This window comes from Lentilactobacillus sp. SPB1-3 (assembly GCF_026913205.2).
In the GTDB taxonomy this organism is placed as follows: Bacteria; Bacillota; Bacilli; order Lactobacillales; family Lactobacillaceae; genus Lentilactobacillus; species Lentilactobacillus terminaliae.
On the sequence record NZ_CP168151.1, the window covers coordinates 632,551 to 653,289 of the forward strand.

The window sequence follows — 20,739 nt, forward strand, 5'->3', positions numbered from 1 at the left end:
GGACAGGTTTTTTTAGTTGAGAATTACGTATCTAGCAGGGATAACGGCTTTTTGACCCAATAAGTACCATTTGATTTGTTGATCATCAATGAGGATCCTGGTAATTTTAACTTGAGTACCGTTAGCCACACGTTGAACTGTGTGACCGTATGGTTGGTCATATAAATTAACCATTTTTTCATCAACGTAGTCAATGTAGCCAGATAATTCAGTTGATTGAGAAATCAATTTAGTAATACGAACAGCTTCAATTTCAGTTGGCGCATCGCTGATAATACTCTGTGAACCATTGATCCATTGAGTACCGCCAATGTTATACCAAGTTTGATTGTCCTGAGTGACAACTTTCAAAAATACTTTGATAATCAATCCATTAGGTAATTGGCTCTTCAAAGCGGTATTGCCGTTAGGTCGCTCATAAACCGAATGCGTAGATTGTAACCTAATATAATATTCAACTGGCTGAACAGTTTGCCACTGTTCATGACGATAATAAAATACAACATCATGGCTTTGTGTACTAAAGTAACCGTATTTCTTGCCGATACTATTAGTAACTTTATAGCCGGCGACTTTTGGTGCGGAAATATCATATAATTGATTTAGTTTCCCTGAAACCATAGACACTGGGGACAACATAGCTGATGTATCTAAGTCGATTGAATAAATTTTAATTGGTGCCGCAAATTTGAGCGTGTAATAAAATGTAATTGATTGATCATTGTCTTTAAAACGATTTGAAAAACCATCGACATCCACTAAGATATAATCATCAAATTTTGGAAGCCTTAAATTTAACACAGTCCCGCTTTTACCAACTAAAATATCAGGATCATGCAAGAAATTACCATTAGCGTCAAGATAAAAAATCGTGACGGAAGTCACTAGAGGCTCTGGCAAATTAACTTTTTGAGTTGTTTTATCTTCCTCAGTCAATTGTTCCTTAGGAGTGGGAGATTGAATAGTGGATGATGTGGGGGTTGAATCTTGTGCAGGGTGTTGTTTGCGAGGGCGTTTACTAAAACGATTGCGTTGTTTTGCCCGCTTAGAAAAACGGTTGATTCTCTGGTTGATCCAGCCCATAAATGCCATACGTAATTCACCCCCGATTAAAGTATTCTAAACAAAATTATATCATAAAAACAGGGTAGTCAATCTATAGAACAGGTTGATATCAACAATAAAAAAGCCACTGATAATATTTTTATCAGTGGCTTTTGAACTTATTTATTCAGATTTCTTAGAATCATCTTTAATTGGTGCTTGCTTATCTGGAGCTGAGATTACGATTTGATCATCGATCACATCAGCGAGTAGCTTAGTCTCAGTTGAATGATCAATGTAGTAATCAGCAACTTTGTCTTCAATCTCTTCTTGAATGACACGTCTTAATGGACGAGCACCCATAGCAGGGTTAAAGCCAAGGTCAACTAACTTCTTCTTAGCAGCATCTGAAACTTCAATGACGAGTCCTTGTTGAGATAACATTTCGTTAACATCATCGATCATCAATGAAACGATGTGTTGCAAGTTATCCTTTGAAAGGGCATTGAATTCAATGACGTCATCAAATCGGTTCAATAATTCTGGCTTGAAGTAATTGGTTAACTTATCAATGACAGAGTGGGTAGTTCCTGAAGCAGCAGCGGCAAAACCAACGTTTGCTTCTGAATCACCTGTACCTGCATTACTGGTCATGATAATGATGGTGTCTTTAAATGATACTGTCCGTCCTTGGCTATCAGTCAAACGACCATCGTCAAGAATTTGTAAGAACATGTGCAAGACATCTGGATGGGCTTTTTCAACTTCATCCAACAAAATCAAGCTGTAGGGATGACGACGAACTTGCTCAGTCAATTGACCAGCTTCATCATAACCTACATATCCAGGAGGTGAACCAATCAACTTAGCCACTGAGTGTGGCTCCATGTACTCAGACATGTCGAATCGAATCATTGAATCCTTAGAACCAAATAGTTGGAAAGCAAGTTGTTTAGCTAACTCAGTTTTACCAACTCCAGTAGGTCCAACGAATAGGAATGAACCAATTGGACGACCAGTTCCGTTGAATCCGACACGGTTACGACGGATTGCACGAGCAACCTTTTGAACGGCGTCATTTTGACCAATAACGTGTTTTTCAAGGTTAGGAGCAAGGTTCTTAAGTTGTTCTTGTTCCTGTGCTTGCAGGTCCCCAACTGGAATATCAGTCTTTTCTTCAACGATTTTTTGCATATCAGATTCAGTAACTTCTGGAATCGAAGCAGAGTCAATGTTGCCATCGGCTTTCTTTTGTTCCAATTTAGATACTTGATCACGGTAGTATGCAGCTTTTTCGTAATCTTCGTTCTTTAAGGCGTCTTGTTTTTGACTTTCAGCACTCTTGATCTTTTCTTCAATTGTTGAAGGGTCAACAACGTTGATAGTTAAGTTCTTACGAGAACCAGCTTCATCTAATAAATCAATGGCTTTGTCAGGTAAGAAACGATCTTGAATGTAACGGTCAGATAATTCAACAGCCGCTTTGATGGCATCATCAGTGTATTTAACATGGTGATAATCTTCGTAGCGCTTTTGAATTCCCTTAAGAATTTTGACTGCTTCCTCTGGAGAAGGTTCTTCAACAGTGACTGGTTGTAGTCGACGAGCCAATGCAGAATCTTTTTCAATGTCACGATATTCTTTTAAGGTTGTTGCACCAATAAGCTGAAATTCTCCACGGGCAAGTGCTGGCTTCAAAACGTTACCAGCATCCATGCCGCCTTCAGCATTACCAGCACCAACGATTTCATGAATTTCATCGATGAATAAAACAATGTCAGGGTTACCCTGAACTTCGTCAATTAATTGTTGCATCCGTTGCTCAAATTGGCCACGGATTCCAGTTCCTTGAACTAAGGAAACAACATCAAGACGGATAACTTGTTTGTTTTGCAGTTTAGCAGGAACATCGCCTGAGACGATTTGTTGAGCTAATCCCTCAACAACGGCTGTCTTACCAACACCGGCTTCACCAATCAAAACAGGGTTGTTCTTTGTTCTTCTATTAAGAATTTCAACGACTCGTTGAATTTCATTGTCTCGACCAACAACTGGATCAATTTTTCCATCTTTAGCAAGTTGGGTCATGTTGATACCATATTGATCAAGTAATGAATTTCCGTTACCTGAACGACCATTTTGACCACCGTTGGTAGGGCCTTGTGGTTGAGTAGGTGGGATTGATGATTGTGGATTATTGTTCATATCAGGATTTCCGTTTTGCATAGCTCGGAAAATATCATCTAATCCACCGAATCCAAATGGATCTTGTGCCATATCTTGAGCACCTCCCTGATTTCTTTGTCTGTTAGTTAGGAGTTGATAGCAATTTTGGCAAAGGTTAATTGTTTGCTTTGAACCATTTACATTTGTATATAAATGGATAGTTGCTTCATTTTGATGGCAATTTTGGCATAGCATTAATTGCTTTCCTCCTTTAAAATTAAGAATAAAGGTTTTGGTCAAAAAATACTGACCAACTTTGACCTTCGAAAAGTATTATACAATAACCAACTATAGAATCAAGTATATTGATTCATATTAAGGAGGCAGCTATGGAGAAAGCAGAATTCACTGATCAATTGCAAAAATTACGAAGCGGTGAGGTCTCTGAAATTAAAGTGGAGCCGGCAGATTTTATGAATTTTCAAGAGGCGTTTATGGATTTTGAGGCAAGAAAGCGAGTGATTGGTACTGCACAAAAAGGTGGTACGGTTGTCTATACCTTTGAAAAAACGGAAAGCGAATGAAAAAAACACTGTAAGCGGTTCATTTAAACTTGTATTTTGCTTTATTAATTGATATTCTTAGTAAGTAAAGATGATTTGACTTAACTATCTTTAAGCCAATAAACTCAGAGGAGAATGATAACAATGGAAAAACACGAATATAACATTACTGCTGAGACTGGAATTCACGCTCGTCCAGCTACTCTTCTTGTTCAAACTGCAAGCAAATTCAATTCAGATATTACACTTGAATATCAAGACAAATCAGTTAACTTGAAGTCAATTATGGGTGTTATGTCACTCGGAGTTGGTCAAAGTGCATCTGTTTCTATCACAGCAGACGGTGATGACGAGAAGCAAGCAATTGAAGCTATTACTGAAACTTTGAAACAAGAAGGATTAATAGACTAATAAAATGAAAATGTTCAAGGGGATTGCTGCTAGTGATGGGATTGCTATTGAAAAAGCATTTCTGCTAGTCGAACCTGATCTTTCATTTACAACATATACTGTGGATAACCCAGACGAAGAAATTGAACGCTTAAATCAAGCAGTGCAATTATCTAAGGATGAGTTATTTACAATTCATCAAAGAACCCAAAAAGACCTCGGTAGACATGCAGCTGAGGTCTTTAGTGCACATATAGAGATTTTATCTGATCCTGAATTTTTCGAACAAGTGACCCAGCTTATATCGCAGAAACGAGTTAATGCAGAATCCGCATTGGACACAGTTACCAATAAATATATGGATGCTTTTAATTCGTTAACTGATGCTTACATGAAACAGCGTGCTGACGATGTCAATGACGTTATCAAGCGGGTAATGAGTCATTTGCTTGGAGTTTCTTTGAATGATCCAGCTCTCGTTAATCGACAAGTCATTATTATTGCTCATGAGTTGACCCCAAGTGTAACAGCACAATTTGTCCCCAAGCTAGTTAAGGGGATAGTGTCTGACTTGGGTGGTAAAACATCTCACTCTGCGATTATGTCGCGGACATTAGCGATTCCTTCGGTCGTTGGATTGGAGAATATCATTGGAAATGTACACGATGGTGATACTGTGATTGTCGATGGCTTGACTGGGGATGTAATAGTTGACCCAGATGAAGATCAGATTGAGACATATCAGAAGAAGCAGCAAGAGTATCAGCAACAGAAGGCGCTTTTAGAAAAATTAACTGCTAGAAGAACCGTATCTAATGATGGCAAAGAAACATTATTGGCTGCCAATATTAGTTCGGATGACGAAGTAGAGTTTGCTATTCAGCACGGTGCAGAAGCCATTGGCTTATTTCGGACTGAGTTCTTGTATATGAGTACTGACAAATTGCCTACTGAAGAAGAGCAATTTACGATTTACAAACATATTTTGGAATTGATGAATAATCGTCCTGTGACGATCAGAACTGCTGACATTGGCGGAGACAAGCCAGTCCCGTATCTTCAAGCACCCAAACAAGCCAATCCGTTTTTAGGATATCGAGCAATCAGGTTAAGCTTGGACCGAGAGGATATTTTTAGAACTCAGCTTAGAGCGCTCATCAGAGCTTCGGCATTTGGTAAATTATCAATTATGTTTCCGATGATTGCGACCATTGAAGAGTTAAGACAAGCTAAAACAGTCTTTAATGAAGAGATGGCTAAAGTCAAATCTGATGGATTAAAGGTTGGCGAGATTAAAATTGGTATCATGGTCGAGGTGCCATCAACTGTGATATTAGCTGATCAATTCGCTGCAGAAGTCGACTTCATGAGTATTGGAACTAATGATTTAATTCAGTACACAATGGCGGCCGACAGAGGTAACGAAAAGGTGGCATACCTTTACCAGCCGCATAATCCGGCAGTACTCAGAATGATCAAGATGGTAATTGATGCTTGTCATCGAAATTCGATTCCAGCTTGTATGTGTGGTGAAATGGCTGGGGATCAGTTGGCCATCCCAATTTTACTGGGAATGGAACTAGATGAATACTCCATGAGTGCCAGACAAATCTTACCAAGTCGTTCATTGATAAGTACATTAGATTCTGACAAAATGGTGGCTCTGGCTAACCGTACTTTGAGCTTTTATTCAACAAGTTCAGAGGTAGTTAAAGATGTAAAACGTACCTTATATGATGACCACGAAGATACTTATAAATAACTTAACAAACCGGCTAATAAATTGGTGTTACTCAATTATCAGCCGGTTTGTTGTTTTACTGGTTTGCAATACATTTTTGAAACAAATATAATTACAATGATTATCTTGTAGCCGTTCTAGACGGAGTACGAATACTTAAAAAAGAAAGGGGAGCTTATCGTGAATATTGGAATTTTCACTGACACGTATTTTCCACAAGTAAGTGGTGTAGCTACCTCGATAAAAACTTTGAAGGATGAACTCAAACGCCAGGGGCACCAGGTTTATATCTTCACTACCACTGACCCTCATGTTGATAAAGACAAGTTTGAAAAAGATATCTTTAGGTTCTCAAGTATTCCATTTGTTTCCTTTACTGACAGAAGAATCGCCGTCAGAGGATTGTTTCAAGCTTATGAAATTGCTAAGGAACTTAATTTGGATATCGTGCATACTCAAACTGAATTTTCGATGGGAATGATCGGTAAGTTTGTTGCTAGAAATTTGAATATTCCCTGTGTGCATACATATCACACGATGTATGAAGACTATTTGCACTACGTGGCAAACGGCAGGTTATTGCGTCCAGTACATGTCAAAGAAGGGACTTTGGCTTTTTGCCATAATTTAAATGGTGTTATTACTCCATCTGACCGAGTGCTAGACACTCTCACTGATTATGGTGTTAAAGCTAATATGCGGATCATTCCAACTGGAATCGATGTGGATAAATTTAATAATCCTGTGCAAAAAAATATCCGTGAGGCTTATCAAATAGATGAAAAAACACCGTTGATTCTTACACTTAGTCGATTAGCCTTTGAAAAAGATATCGATCACGTTATCAATCTGTTGCCACAAATAGCTAAATCAATAACGGATGTTAAATTGATGATAGTCGGGGATGGCCCCGCTAAAGATGCGTTAAAGGATCAAGTTAATGAAATGAACTTGAACGATAGAGTAATTTTCACGGGCGAAATTTCTAATGATGACGTTAATGCTTTTTATCAAGCTGCAGATGTGTTTGTGTCAACGTCGACATCGGAATCGCAAGGATTAACGTATATTGAAGCGATGGCCGCTGGTGTTCCCGTTATTGTTCGATCAAGTGATTATACGGATGGCTTATTGAATAGTAGAAGTCTTGGTCAAACATTTAATAACGATGATGAGTTTGTTTCAATCGTTGATCGGTACCTAACAGAACCAGTCGATAGAACTGACCATTTCGTAGTTCAGACACTTGCCAACAAGCTACATGAGATTTCTGCACAGACGTTTGGCAATCGAGTGGTTGATTTCTATCGAGACATGAGAGTTAACCAGGAGTTAACTAGAAATAGTTCAATCGATACTCTTGAATAATTTTGAATCTGGAAGGAAAGTTGTATGTTAAAAATCAATATGTTTTCTACTGCTGAGAAGGTAAAGGGCCAGGGTGTGGGAAGCGCATATTCCGAGTTGGTAAAGATGCTCAAGAAGCATTTTCCCAATGATTTTAAAATCACAATTAACAAGTATGGTAAGGCAGACATCACGCACTATCACACGATCAATCCCACATTTTACTTGTCCACATTTTCTAAAAGTCGTGGTAGAAAAATTGGATACGTTCATTTTCTTCCCGAAACTTTAGAGGGTAGCATTAAGTTACCACAACCATTTAAGGGCATCTTTTATAAGTATGTCATTGCTTTTTATAAGCGAATGGATCACATTGTTGTGGTTAATCCCACATTCATTGATAAGTTGGTAAATTATGGCATACCTAGGGACAAGATTACATATATTCCCAATTTTGTTAGTAAAAAAGTTTTTTACGCGGTGGATGATGCCCAAAAATTAGCTTTAAGAAAAAAATATGGGTATGACCTAAATAAATTTACAGTTCTAGGTAGCGGACAGATTCAGACTCGAAAAGGAGTTCTGGATTTTATCAAACTAGCAGAGCAAAATCCATCGGTTCAATTCATTTGGACTGGGGGATTCTCTTTTGGCAAGATAACTGAAGGTTACGCTGAGCTAGAAAAGGTAGTGAAAAATCCACCTAAAAATTTGTCTTTCCCAGGAATTATTTCTAGGGATGAAATGGTTGAGTATTATAACATCAGTGACTTATTCTTATTACCCTCTTATAACGAACTCTTTCCTATGTCTGTCTTAGAAGCTTTTAGCACCAATACACCAGTCATGCTGAGAGACTTAGATTTGTACCATTCAATCATCGATGGATACTATATTGGTTGTAAGGACGAATCTGAAATGAATGAGAAGCTTCATGAATTAAGCAATGATTCAGAACTTCTAAACAAATACCGTCAGCAATCAATCATAGCGAGTGATCGTTATTCAGAGGACCACTTAGCAAAAATTTGGTTTGATTTTTATACTGAACAATCCAAGGAAGGGTCATATGTCAAGAAATAATAAGATAACACTTTCAATTATGCTGCTGTTGGGGGTTGCTATTTTTGCTTACTCAATTCGAGATGTTAAATTGAGTTCCTTAATTTCCGACTTTTTTTCACTTAACTTCTGGTGGCTACTAGTTGCATTTATTTGTATCATTATCTATTTGTTTGTTGAAGCTGTAATCACTAAGGTACTTGTTTCTGATAGGGTAGAACACTTTACTTTTAGAGATGCAATAAGAGTGCCGTTGGTTGAACAGTTATTTAATGGGATAACGCCATTTTCTTCTGGCGGTCAACCTGGACAACTATTTGTGATGATGCAGACAGGAGTCGATGGCGGTCGAGCAAGTTCGGTTTTATTGATCAAATTTGTCGTGTACCAGGCTATGATCGTAGTGAACTTCTTTATTAGTTTGGTAATTGGCTTTCATTATGTTGCCAGTAAGCTGCATCTGTTAGCGTTATTTATTGTGCTAGGATTTTTTATTCATCTTGGAGTTATTGTGGGACTGCTATTAGTTATGTACGTTCCCAAATTTACTAAGAAGATGGCAATGATTCTTTCGAAGCCCGCCAAGTGGTTTATGAAGGATGATAGGTATGACGAAATGCTGGCTACTTTACTCAGTAAAATTGATAATTTATATGAAGAAAGTGTCAGAATTGGCCGTAAAGCCAGTTTGCTATGGAAAGTTACCGGATTGACGTTTATTCAGCTGATCGCGTACTACTTAATTCCATACTTTATTATGCTTTCGTTGGGTTATACCAACGCAAACGTCATTATGATTACAAGCCTGCATGTGATGATCGTAATGATTATTTCACTATTTCCAATTCCGGGTGGTTCCGGTGGAGCAGAGTTTTCTTTTGAATCATTATTCGGTAGTTACATTACTAACAATAGCAAGATGGTCCTGGCAATGCTTTTATGGAGAATCATTACCTATTACTTTGGAATGTTTGCTGGAATCTTTGGATTAGTAATGAAACCTGATAAGGTCAGGGATTAAAAAACATTCATTAATGCCCACTAATATTAAATGAAGAGGCTTTTGGAGGAAACTAAGAATGTCGGATATTAAAAACCGAGTTAAAAATATTTTTAACACGACCTGGGGATTTTTCTTTTTAGTGATCGTGCTTTTCTGTATTAAAACATATATTGTTTACCAGACTAAGTTCACGCTTGGTGCTAAGGGTTCAATGCAACAATTCTTATTAGTAGTTAACCCAATCCCAGCGGCATTGTTAACTTTTGGGGTGGCACTATATTTTTCTGGTAGATTGAAATACTGGTTGATATTGATTATTGATTTTATTGAAACTACTTGGATATTTGCCAATATCGTTTACTATCGAGAATTTTCTGACTTCTTATCCCTTGGTATTATTAAAGGGTCAGGTAATGTTCAAAATAATCTTGGTAAGAGTTTAATGGAAATCATTCATCCAACTGACTTTTTAGTTTATTTGGATATTATTGTGCTAGTGGTATTACTAGTTACTAAAGCCATTAGAGTGGATACTAGGCCATTTAAAAAGTACAAAGCTTTAATAGTGACTATCGGTTCCTTATTCTTGATGTGGGGTGAGTACGGTCTCGCAAACACAGATCGAACGGGGTTACTGACTAGATCTTTTGATAACAACTATATTGTTAAGTATCTGGGATTAAATGAGTACGCTGCATTTAACGCTTATCAGACACAAAAAGAGTCTGCGACTAGATCACATGCTAAAGCTAGTGATATGGATAGTGTTCTTAAATATCTGAAACATTCTCGTGCCAAGGCCGATCCTTCATACTTCGGTAAGCTTAAGAATAAAAATATTATCATTATTCACTTGGAAAGTTTCCAACAATTCCTGATCAACTATAAGGTTGATGGTAAGGAAGTTACCCCTAATTTAAATAAGTTCTACAAGAATAAGCACACTCTGAGTTTTGATAACTTCTATCATCAAGTAGCCCAGGGTAAAACTTCGGATGCTGAAATGATGCTTGAAAATTCCTTATATGGATTGCCACAAGGATCTGCTATGGTGACTTATGGTTCACAAAACACGTATCAAGCTGCTCCTGCAATCCTTGACCAAAAGGGATATACGACCGCAGCATTCCATGGTGATGTACCAAGTTTTTGGAATCGTGATAGTACTTATAAGTCATGGGGATACCAGTACTTCTTTAGTTCACAGTACTATAAGGAAAAACCTAACTATAGCGTCGGATATGGTTTAAAGGATAAAATCTTCTTTAGAGATTCTGCTCAATATCTACAACAATTGCCACAGCCGTTTTACGTTAAACTGATTACTTTAACCAACCACTATCCATATCTGTTGGATAAAGAAAATACTAGTTTTCCAGCTACTAAGACTGGTGATAAGACTGTTGATCCATATGTTCAGACGGCTCACTATCTAGATCAAGCTTTTGGTGAATTTTTGAATTACTTAAAGAAGACTGGGCTTTATAAAAATAGTGCAATCGTGTTATATGGAGATCATTACGGTATTTCTAATAATCATCGTCCCGCTATTGCACAATTGTTGCACAAGAAATCAATTAATAGTTATGATCTTGCACAGTTCCAAAAAGTACCATTTATGATTCATTCACCAAATCTTAAAGGCGGAATCAGAAATACGTATGGTGGTGAGATCGATGTCTTACCAACGTTGCTACATTTGATTGGTGATAAAAATAACAACACCATTCAATTTGGTACTGATTTATTGTCTAAACAGCACGATCAAACCGTTGCGTTTAGGGATGGTGATTTTGTGACGCCTAAGTATACTAAAGTTGGTAGTTCGGTATACTTAACCAAAACTGGTAAAGAGATTACTCCTAACAAGAAACAATCTGAGCAAATCGATTCAATTCAAAACCATGTCACTACGGAATTATCTCTTTCCGACAGGGTAATTTATGGAGATCTTTTGAGATTTTACACGCCAAAAGGATTCACTAAGGTCAATAAGAAGGACTTTACTTATCAATATACTAAGTCCTTGAAGAATCTTGATGATGCTCAAAAGAAAAAGCCAACCAGCATCATGGCAGAGAATCATAATAAGTCTACGGTTTCTGAATATAAGACTGATGCACCCGAATTAAAATAATTGAATTGGTTTCTAAAGCTTTGTTAATTGACTTAATAAATTTGTAGGTGATGTTTTGCTGATATGTAATCAGCGAGGCATCGCCTATTTTGTTTGTTCTACATGATTCATAGAAGGTCTTCTTCATTGACTTTATTTCTATTTGAGAATATTCTTTAAGTCGTGGTGAAAAAAGTGTTGACGCCATTCTTGATTCTTGATAAGATATTACCTGTTGCTGATTGAGAACGAACGACATATACCAATTCGAAAATAAATTAGTTGTTGACATTATTTTCTGAATGTTATATACTTATCTTCGTTGTTTAATCGCAACACACAACTGAATTTCAAGTTATCACATCGGAATTTATTTCTGATTAGAGCTTCTAATTCACAATGTAGACCTTTGAAAACTGAACAAAATTTTCGACAAACAAATGTGTAGGGTTCTTTGATCGTTAGATCAAAGACAAACAATTTGCGAAGTCAATTCGCTAGTAACAAAAAAATAATCATGAGCTTACAAGCTTATCATTTTAAAATGAGAGTTTGATCCTGGCTCAGGACGAACGCTGGCGGCGTGCCTAATACATGCAAGTCGAACGCGTCTACGTTAATGAAATCAATGTGCTTGCACGGCGATGGATTTAACATTAGACGAGTGGCGAACTGGTGAGTAACACGTGGGTAACCTGCCCTCAAGCAGGGGATAACACTTGGAAACAGGTGCTAATACCGTATAACAACAAAAACCGCATGGTTTTTGTTTGAAAGATGGTTTCGGCTATCACTTGAGGATGGACCCGCGGCGTATTAGCTAGTTGGTGAGGTAATGGCTCACCAAGGCAATGATACGTAGCCGACCTGAGAGGGTAATCGGCCACATTGGGACTGAGACACGGCCCAAACTCCTACGGGAGGCAGCAGTAGGGAATCTTCCACAATGGACGAAAGTCTGATGGAGCAACGCCGCGTGAGTGAAGAAGGGTTTCGGCTCGTAAAACTCTGTTGTTAAAGAAGAACAGGTGTAAGAGTAACTGTTTACACCGTGACGGTATTTAACCAGAAAGCCACGGCTAACTACGTGCCAGCAGCCGCGGTAATACGTAGGTGGCAAGCGTTGTCCGGATTTATTGGGCGTAAAGCGAGCGCAGGCGGTCTTTTAAGTCTGATGTGAAAGCCTTCGGCTTAACCGGAGAAGTGCATCGGAAACTGGGAGACTTGAGTGCAGAAGAGGACAGTGGAACTCCATGTGTAGCGGTGAAATGCGTAGATATATGGAAGAACACCAGTGGCGAAGGCGGCTGTCTGGTCTGTAACTGACGCTGAGGCTCGAAAGCATGGGTAGCGAACAGGATTAGATACCCTGGTAGTCCATGCCGTAAACGATGAGTGCTAAGTGTTGGAGGGTTTCCGCCCTTCAGTGCTGCAGCTAACGCATTAAGCACTCCGCCTGGGGAGTACGACCGCAAGGTTGAAACTCAAAGGAATTGACGGGGGCCCGCACAAGCGGTGGAGCATGTGGTTTAATTCGATGCTACGCGAAGAACCTTACCAGGTCTTGACATCTTCTGCTAACCCAAGAGATTGGGCGTTCCCTTCGGGGACGGAATGACAGGTGGTGCATGGTTGTCGTCAGCTCGTGTCGTGAGATGTTGGGTTAAGTCCCGCAACGAGCGCAACCCTTATTGTTAGTTGCCAGCATTTAGTTGGGCACTCTAGCAAGACTGCCGGTGACAAACCGGAGGAAGGTGGGGACGACGTCAAATCATCATGCCCCTTATGACCTGGGCTACACACGTGCTACAATGGACGGTACAACGAGTCGCGAAACCGCGAGGTCAAGCTAATCTCTTAAAGCCGTTCTCAGTTCGGATTGCAGGCTGCAACTCGCCTGCATGAAGTTGGAATCGCTAGTAATCGTGGATCAGCATGCCACGGTGAATACGTTCCCGGGCCTTGTACACACCGCCCGTCACACCATGAGAGTTTGTAACACCCAAAGTCGGTGAGGTAACCTTTTGGAGCCAGCCGCCTAAGGTGGGACAGATGATTAGGGTGAAGTCGTAACAAGGTAGCCGTAGGAGAACCTGCGGCTGGATCACCTCCTTTCTAAGGAATAATACGGAAACCTACACATCGTCGAAAGTTTTGTTTAGTTTTGAGAGGTCTACTCTCAAATTTTGTTCTTTGAAAACTAGATAATATTAATTTTCTGTAGTGAATTATATTTAGAATATAATTTCAACCGAGAACACCGCGTATTGAGTCAATAAAATTAACGAATAAGTTTAATCGCATAAACTCAATTAATCAGTATCACGAAGTGATACTAGGTTAAGTTATTAAGGGCGCATGGTGAATGCCTTGGCACTAGGAGCCGATGAAGGACGGGACTAACACCGATATGCTTCGGGGAGCTGTACGTAAGCTTTGATCCGGAGATTTCCGAATGGGGAAACCCAGCAGTTTTAATCGACTGTTACTGGTCAGTGAATACATAGCTGATCAGAGGTAGACGTGGGGAACTGAAACATCTAATTACCCACAGGAAGAGAAAGAAAAATCGATTCCCTAAGTAGCGGCGAGCGAACGGGGAACAGCCCAAACCAAAGAGCTTGCTCTTTGGGGTTGTAGGACTGAACATTTGAGTTACCAAAGTTGTTGATAATCGAACAATCTGGGAAGATTGGCGAAACAGGGTGATAGCCCCGTAGATGAAATCAATGACCCTCAGTTCAGGATCCTGAGTACGGCGACACACGTGAAACGTCGTCGGAATCCGGGAGGACCATCTCCCAAGGCTAAATACTCCCTAGTGACCGATAGTGAACCAGTACCGTGAGGGAAAGGTGAAAAGCACCCCGGAAGGGGAGTGAAATAGTTCCTGAAACCATGTGCCTACAAGCAGTTAGAGCCCGTTAATGGGTGATAGCGTGCCTTTTGTAGAATGAACCGGCGAGTTACGGTAACATGCAAGGTTAAGGTGAAAAGCCGGAGCCGCAGCGAAAGCGAGTCTGAAATGGGCGTTTAAGTATGTTGCTGTAGACCCGAAACCAGGTGATCTACCCATGTCCAGGCTGAAGGTGAGGTAAAACTTACTGGAGGGCCGAACCCGTGTACGTTGAAAAGTGCTGGGATGAGGTGTGGGTAGCGGTGAAATTCCAAACGAACTTGGAGATAGCTGGTTCTCTCCGAAATAGCTTTAGGGCTAGCCTCGGACTTAGAATCATGGAGGTAGAGCACTGTTTGGACGAGGGGCCCGTCATGGGTTACTGAGTTCAGATAAACTCCGAATACCATTGATTTATATCCGGGAGTCAGACGGTGAGTGATAAGATCCATCGTCGAAAGGGGAACAGCCCAGACCACCAGTTAAGGTCCCTAAATGTATGCTAAGTGGAAAAGGATGTGGAGTTGCATAGACAACTAGGATGTTGGCTTAGAAGCAGCCACTCATTTAAAGAGTGCGTAATAGCTCACTAGTCGAGTGATTCCGCGCCGAAAATTTACCGGGGCTAAGCATACTACCGAGACTGTGGACATGACCATTCGGTCATGTGATAGGAGAGCGTTCTAAGGGCAATGAAGTCAGACCGTAAGGACTGGTGGAGCGCTTAGAAGTGAGAATGCCGGTATGAGTAGCGAAAGATCAGTGAGAATCTGATCCACCGAATGACTAAGGTTTCCTGGGGAAGGCTCGTCCTCCCAGGGTTAGTCGGGACCTAAGCCGAGGCCGAGAGGCGTAGGCGATGGATAACAGGTTGAGATTCCTGTACTAGTTGATTATGTTTGAGCGATGGAGGGACGCAGGAGGCTAAGTTGTGCGCACGATTGGAAATGTGCGTTCAAGCTATGAGTCAGTTGAGGAGTCAAATGCTTCTCAGCGGGTTGACAAGTAGTGATGAGGACCGAAATTTAAGTAGGGAAGCAACTGACGTCACACTGCCGAGAAAAGCTTCTAGTGAGTAATCAACTACCCGTACCGCAAACCGACACAGGTAGTCGAGGAGAGAATCCTAAGGTGAGCGAGTGAACTCTCGTTAAGGAACTCGGCAAAATGACCCCGTAACTTCGGGAGAAGGGGTGCTGACCGCAAGGTCAGCCGCAGTGAAAAGGCCCAGGCGACTGTTTATCAAAAACACAGGTTTCTGCAAAATCGTAAGATGACGTATAGGGGCTGACGCCTGCCCGGTGCTGGAAGGTTAAGTGGATGAGTTAGCTTCGGCGAAGCCCAGAAATGAAGCCCCAGTAAACGGCGGCCGTAACTATAACGGTCCTAAGGTAGCGAAATTCCTTGTCGGGTAAGTTCCGACCCGCACGAAAGGCGTAACGATCTGGGCACTGTCTCAACGAGAGACTCGGTGAAATTAAGATACCTGTGAAGAAGCAGGTTACCCGCGACAGGACGGAAAGACCCCATGGAGCTTTACTGTAGCTTGATATTGGGTGTTGACACAGCTTGTACAGGATAGGTAGGAGCCGATGAAGTCGGAACGCTAGTTTCGACAGAGGCGTTGGTGGGATACTACCCTCGCTGTGTGAACACTCTAACCCGCGCCACTTAGCGTGGCGGGAGACAGTGTCAGGTGGGCAGTTTGACTGGGGCGGTCGCCTCCCAAACAGTAACGGAGGCGCCCAAAGGTTCCCTCAGAATGGTTGGAAATCATTCATAGAGTGTAAAGGCAGAAGGGAGCTTGACTGCGAGACAGACAGGTCGAGCAGGGACGAAAGTCGGGCTTAGTGATCCGGTGGTACCGTATGGAAGGGCCATCGCTCAACGGATAAAAGCTACCCTGGGGATAACAGGCTTATCTCCCCCAAGAGTCCACATCGACGGGGAGGTTTGGCACCTCGATGTCGGCTCATCGCATCCTGGGGCTGTAGTCGGTCCCAAGGGTTGGGCTGTTCGCCCATTAAAGCGGTACGCGAGCTGGGTTCAGAACGTCGTGAGACAGTTCGGTCCCTATCCGTCGCGGGCGTAGGAAATTTGAGAGGAGCTGTCCTTAGTACGAGAGGACCGGGATGGACATACCGCTGGTGTACCAGTTGTGCCGCCAGGCGCATCGCTGGGTAGCTATGTATGGATGAGATAAACGCTGAAAGCATCTAAGTGTGAAACTCGCCTCAAGATGAGATTTCCCATTCCTATATGGAAGTAAGACCCCTCAGAGATGATGAGGTAGATAGGTTGGAAGTGGAAGTGCAGTGATGTACGGAGCGGACCAATACTAATCGGTCGAGGACTTAACCAAAAAATGGTGGTAAGTACCGGTACAGAAAATTAATATTAGCTAGTTTTGAGAGAACAAAGTTCTCTAAGTAACATAGTGTGGTGGCGATAGCCTGAAGGATACACCTGTTCCCATGCCGAACACAGAAGTTAAGCTTCAGCACGCCGAGAGTAGTTGGGGGATCGCCCCCTGCGAGGGTAGGACGTTGCCACGCAAATTAAAACCGTCGATAGTTAATTCTATCGGCGGTTTTTTTCTTGGGTTGATGTTCTTTAAGGATTCATATAAAATTAAGATTGCCGTTTTAGCTCAGAAGGTAGAGCATTTCCATGGTAAGGAAAAGGTCCCGGGTTCAAATCCCGGAAACGGCTTAATAAAAACAAAAAAATGACCTATTAAGGTCATTTTTTAGTCATAATTAATTGTGTGATCAATTTTGATTTCACTACTACTCAACGAGTCCTGACTAATAATTGGGGTTACTTTACCAACACTAATCATTGTTAGGCTATGCATTGCTCGTGTAAAGATGGTGTACAATGTGCCAGTATAATTTGAATTAGGATAATTCTTTTCAGAGATATCCCAAGCAATTACAGAATCAAATTCCAAACCTTTAGCTAGATAAATTGGAATAATCAAAACTCCCTTTGGCAGAGTTCGATCGGCATCTTTTAACAATGAAACATCGACTTTGGAATGAAGTTGTTCATAGACTTGGTTAGCCTCTTCAACATTTTTAACTAAAACAGCGACCGTACCATATTTAGATTGTTGATCTGAGACTAATTTTGTTAATTGATCATACGATTCTTTTAAATCGTTGGTGACAATCAACTCAGGAAGATCACCGTCACGCTGGAAAGCTTCAATATCACTACCATTAGGCAGAATCGATTTGGCAAAAGTCGTGATCGGGTATGTTGATCGATAAGATTTTAGTAAACTGATCAATCTAGAATGCTTAGTTTCAAAAGAAGAATTCAGCCTATCTAAGAGTTGCTTTGGTGTTTCCACTGACTTAAATAGTGTTTGTTCACTATCGCCTAGTAATGTCCATTTAGTTTGTGGAAAAGCATATTTTAAATATTTAAGTTGTGCGACTGTGTAATCTTGCATTTCATCAATAAATAGATATTTCATTGTATTGTTTTGACCACCACCACACATATAGTCCCTGAGGTATAGCAATGGGGCAGCGTCGTCTAATTCAACTTGATGAAATTCAAGTTTATGCATAAACTTATTTAATTCAGATTGCCATTCTTCCGTTGAAGCATGCACAGGTGCAGTGTATTGTTTCATAAACGCATCGTATTGAACATACGGATCAACAAAGTTATTGTTGAAAATCGCATCATAAACAGATTGAAGACGATTGGTAACAATTTGCTTAGCAATGTAAAATCTTTCTGCGCTTTCATCTTGAAAATCATTCAAGCGTTTGCCAGCCAATAAGTTATGATAACGTTCATCATTCATTTCATCTATCTGCTCATTAACCCAATCGGCTTGAGTTTCTTTATCAATTCTTCTTTTTAAACGTTTAATTAGTGCGTTCTTTGTCTTAGTGAATTTATCAGCTGTTTTTAAAGCCGCTGGAAACTGATTGAAAACCCGTTTGATTTCTTCTTTAGAAAAGAAAATTTCACCATTAAAATTGATATTAGAAAACGCGATTTTATCGGCAGTTAATGCATCACAATAATCAGTGATGGCATTCATGTATTCACCAGCTTCTTTTTCTTGGCGAATATTCATGTCAGTCTTGCTTAAGGTGTCGTCAATTTCATATCGTTCAAATAAACTTTGAACATTGATTCCTTTAAGTCGGTTATCAATGAATTCAGCAAAGGTAACTTGACGCATATTACGCTCACCTAAACTAGGCAAAACTTCAGAAATGTAGTGGCTGAACAAACGGTTAGGTGAGAACAAGATAATTTGATCCGCTTCTAAAGTATCTCGACTGTGGTATAGCAAGAAGGCAATTCTTTGTAAAATTGCGGATGTTTTACCAGAACCTGCCACCCCTTGAACAACTAGCAAGTCACTACGTGTGTCACGAATAATGTCATTTTGTTCGCGTTGGATAGTGGCAACGATATTTTGCATGTATTCATCGTTTTGCTCACCAAGGGCACTTTGCAATAATTCATCGCCAACAGTTTCATTAGTATCAAACATATTTTTGATTTCACTATCATTGATTTGAAATTGGCGCTTTTTATTCAGAGTCACAGTTTGTGTACCCATGGGAGCTTCATAACTTACTTTGCCCAGCGTACCGTTATAGTAAATACTGGAAATAGGTGCGCGCCAGTCATAGATTAAAAATTCACCATTTTTATCTTGGAAAGAAGCAGTACCAATATATAGCTTTTCAGGAGTTGGTTCATCATCTTCGGTGATATCGATTCGACCAAAGTAAGGTGATTTTTTTAGCTGTTTATAAGTATCTAATTGATCTTTTAAGATAGATTCGTTTTCAGTTAATCTTGAGACCAAACCTCTTTGCTGTTGTAATTCAGCACTGGTTTCAATCCGGTCATCAACTTCAAAATAGTTAACAGACGTGTTAGTAGAATAACTTTGTTGAACCCGTTTGGTTTCATCGTGAGCTCGGTCATATTCCTTTTGGGTATCATCAATCTTGTCAGTCAGTTTGGTTACAACTTCATCAACACGCTGCTGTTCAATTTTCTTTTCATTATTATCCAAATGGGCAAGTCCTTTCTTTTAGTCGTTATTATAAATGCTTTGAACATTTTAGATGTATTTTATGTGCCTGTCAATTCAAGCATACTTTGACATTTTGTTGATTTATAAGTAAAATAAAAGCGATATTTTGTTAAGTAGATAAGTCACTATCAGAGAGACTACAAACGGTGAAAGTAGTCACGATAAATCGAAATGGAAAAGGTAAACAATGGGTAACTCCTTATCGTTGAGAAGTGGCGGCTATTAATAGTCCGCAATTTAGGTGGTACCACGGTTTAACGTCCTATTGAGCAAGTCAATAGGGCGTTTTTTGAAAGGATGGATATTAGATGGCAAGAAAAGTTATTTTAACGGGAGATCGTCCGACAGGTAAGTTACATATTGGTCACTATGTTGGTTCTTTAAAAAATCGGGTTGAATTACAAAATTCCGGTGAGTACGATACTTACATTATGATTGCTGATATGCAAGCTTTGACAGATAACGCACGGGATCCAGAGAAAATTAGAAATAGTTTACTTCAGGTAGCAATGGATTATTTAGCGGTTGGTATCGATCCTGAAAAATCTACTATTTTAGTTCAATCACAAATTCCAGCATTATCTGAATTAACTGAGCATTATTCAAACTTGGTGACAGTATCTCGTTTGGAGAGAAACCCAACTGTTAAATCAGAAATTCGTCAAAAGGAATTTGGTAAGAGTGTGCCGGTTGGATTCTTTACCTACCCAATTAGTCAGGCCGCCGATATTACTGCGTTTAAAGCTGATACGGTTCCGGTTGGTGATGACCAAGAACCAATGCTTGAGCAAACGCGAGAAATCGTTAGATCGTTCAACTCAATCTATAAACAAGATATTTTGGTTGAACCACAAGGATATTTCCCACCTAAAGGCATGGGACGGATTCCAGGCTTAGACGGGAATGCGAAAATGAGTAAGTCGCTTGGAAATGCAATCTACATTTCTGATGACGCTGACACTGTAAAACAAAAAATTATGTCAATGTACACTGATCCGAACCATATTCATATTGAAGATCCTGGTCAGGTTGAAGGTAATGTTGTTTTCACTTACCTTGATATCTTTGATGAGGATAAGAAAAAGGTTCAAGAACTTAAAGATCAGTATAGTCATGGTGGTTTAGGTGACGTAAAAATCAAATTATATTTGAACGAAGTCCTTCAAGGAGTTCTAGAACCAATTAGACAACGTCGAAGTGTTTACGAACAAGATCCTGCAGCCGTCTACGATATTTTGAAGAAGGGTAGCGAAAAGGCAAACATTGTTGCCAATCAAACTCTTCAAGAAGTACGTGACGCAATTGGAATCAACTATTTTAACTAGTAG

Annotated in this window: 11 protein-coding genes, 1 tRNA gene and 3 rRNA genes; 12 read left to right on the forward strand and 3 right to left on the reverse strand. The window is 40.1% G+C overall.

Annotation, left to right across the window (positions count from 1 at the left end):
- Positions 1 to 12: 12 nt before the first annotated feature.
- Entirely contained in the window at positions 13 to 1,092 is a 1,080-nt protein-coding gene (locus tag O0236_RS03145) for a MucBP domain-containing protein (RefSeq protein ID WP_268912714.1), read from the reverse strand.
- A 135-nt stretch (positions 1,093 to 1,227) separates the two neighbouring features.
- On the reverse strand, positions 1,228 to 3,465 hold the full coding sequence (locus tag O0236_RS03150) for an ATP-dependent Clp protease ATP-binding subunit (RefSeq protein WP_268912715.1): 2,238 nt from the start codon (positions 3,463 to 3,465) through the stop codon (positions 1,228 to 1,230).
- Between the two features lie 134 nt (positions 3,466 to 3,599).
- Between O0236_RS03150 and O0236_RS03155 the strand changes: the two genes are divergently transcribed.
- The 11 genes from O0236_RS03155 to O0236_RS03205 all read left to right on the forward strand — a co-directional run bounded on the left by O0236_RS03155 (position 3,600) and on the right by O0236_RS03205 (position 17,040).
- Positions 3,600 to 3,794: a hypothetical protein gene (locus O0236_RS03155; protein WP_268912716.1), complete on the forward strand. Its 195-nt coding sequence runs from the start codon at positions 3,600 to 3,602 to the stop codon at positions 3,792 to 3,794.
- Between the two features lie 123 nt (positions 3,795 to 3,917).
- Positions 3,918 to 4,184, forward strand: coding sequence for a phosphocarrier protein HPr (locus O0236_RS03160; RefSeq protein WP_268912717.1), 267 nt, complete (start codon positions 3,918 to 3,920; stop codon positions 4,182 to 4,184).
- 4 nt (positions 4,185 to 4,188) lie between these two features.
- A complete protein-coding gene (ptsP, locus tag O0236_RS03165; RefSeq protein ID WP_268912718.1) occupies positions 4,189 to 5,925 on the forward strand; it encodes a phosphoenolpyruvate--protein phosphotransferase in 1,737 nt (578 codons plus the stop codon).
- 159 nt (positions 5,926 to 6,084) lie between these two features.
- The gene (locus O0236_RS03170) at positions 6,085 to 7,272 is read left to right on the forward strand and encodes a glycosyltransferase family 4 protein (RefSeq protein ID WP_268912719.1); all 1,188 of its coding nucleotides are present in this window, start codon (positions 6,085 to 6,087) and stop codon (positions 7,270 to 7,272) included.
- Positions 7,273 to 7,296: 24 nt separating this feature from the next.
- Positions 7,297 to 8,334 (forward strand): glycosyltransferase family 4 protein, encoded by a 1,038-nt coding sequence (locus O0236_RS03175; protein WP_268912720.1) that lies wholly within the window; start codon positions 7,297 to 7,299, stop codon positions 8,332 to 8,334.
- Positions 8,321 to 9,334, forward strand: coding sequence for a lysylphosphatidylglycerol synthase transmembrane domain-containing protein (locus O0236_RS03180; protein WP_268912721.1), 1,014 nt, complete (start codon positions 8,321 to 8,323; stop codon positions 9,332 to 9,334). The genes O0236_RS03175 and O0236_RS03180 overlap by 14 nt, the downstream gene beginning before the upstream one ends.
- A 58-nt stretch (positions 9,335 to 9,392) precedes the next feature.
- A complete protein-coding gene (locus O0236_RS03185) occupies positions 9,393 to 11,453 on the forward strand; it encodes an LTA synthase family protein (protein ID WP_268912722.1) in 2,061 nt (686 codons plus the stop codon).
- Between the two features lie 519 nt (positions 11,454 to 11,972).
- Positions 11,973 to 13,547, forward strand: a 16S ribosomal RNA gene (locus tag O0236_RS03190).
- A 223-nt stretch (positions 13,548 to 13,770) separates the two neighbouring features.
- Positions 13,771 to 16,690, forward strand: a 23S ribosomal RNA gene (locus O0236_RS03195).
- A gap of 76 nt (positions 16,691 to 16,766) precedes the next feature.
- Positions 16,767 to 16,883 (forward strand): 5S ribosomal RNA (gene rrf, locus O0236_RS03200).
- The 16S, 23S and 5S rRNA genes sit together here with 1 tRNA gene alongside, the layout of an rRNA operon.
- An 84-nt stretch (positions 16,884 to 16,967) precedes the next feature.
- Positions 16,968 to 17,040 (forward strand) — tRNA-Thr (locus O0236_RS03205).
- 37 nt (positions 17,041 to 17,077) lie between these two features.
- Here the strand turns inward: O0236_RS03205 and helD are convergent.
- The gene (gene helD / locus O0236_RS03210) at positions 17,078 to 19,390 is read right to left on the reverse strand and encodes an RNA polymerase recycling motor HelD (protein WP_268913917.1); all 2,313 of its coding nucleotides are present in this window, start codon (positions 19,388 to 19,390) and stop codon (positions 17,078 to 17,080) included.
- A 329-nt stretch (positions 19,391 to 19,719) separates the two neighbouring features.
- Between helD and trpS the strand changes: the two genes are divergently transcribed.
- The gene (gene trpS / locus O0236_RS03215) at positions 19,720 to 20,736 is read left to right on the forward strand and encodes a tryptophan--tRNA ligase (protein ID WP_268913916.1); all 1,017 of its coding nucleotides are present in this window, start codon (positions 19,720 to 19,722) and stop codon (positions 20,734 to 20,736) included.
- The last annotated feature ends 3 nt before the right edge of the window (positions 20,737 to 20,739 follow it).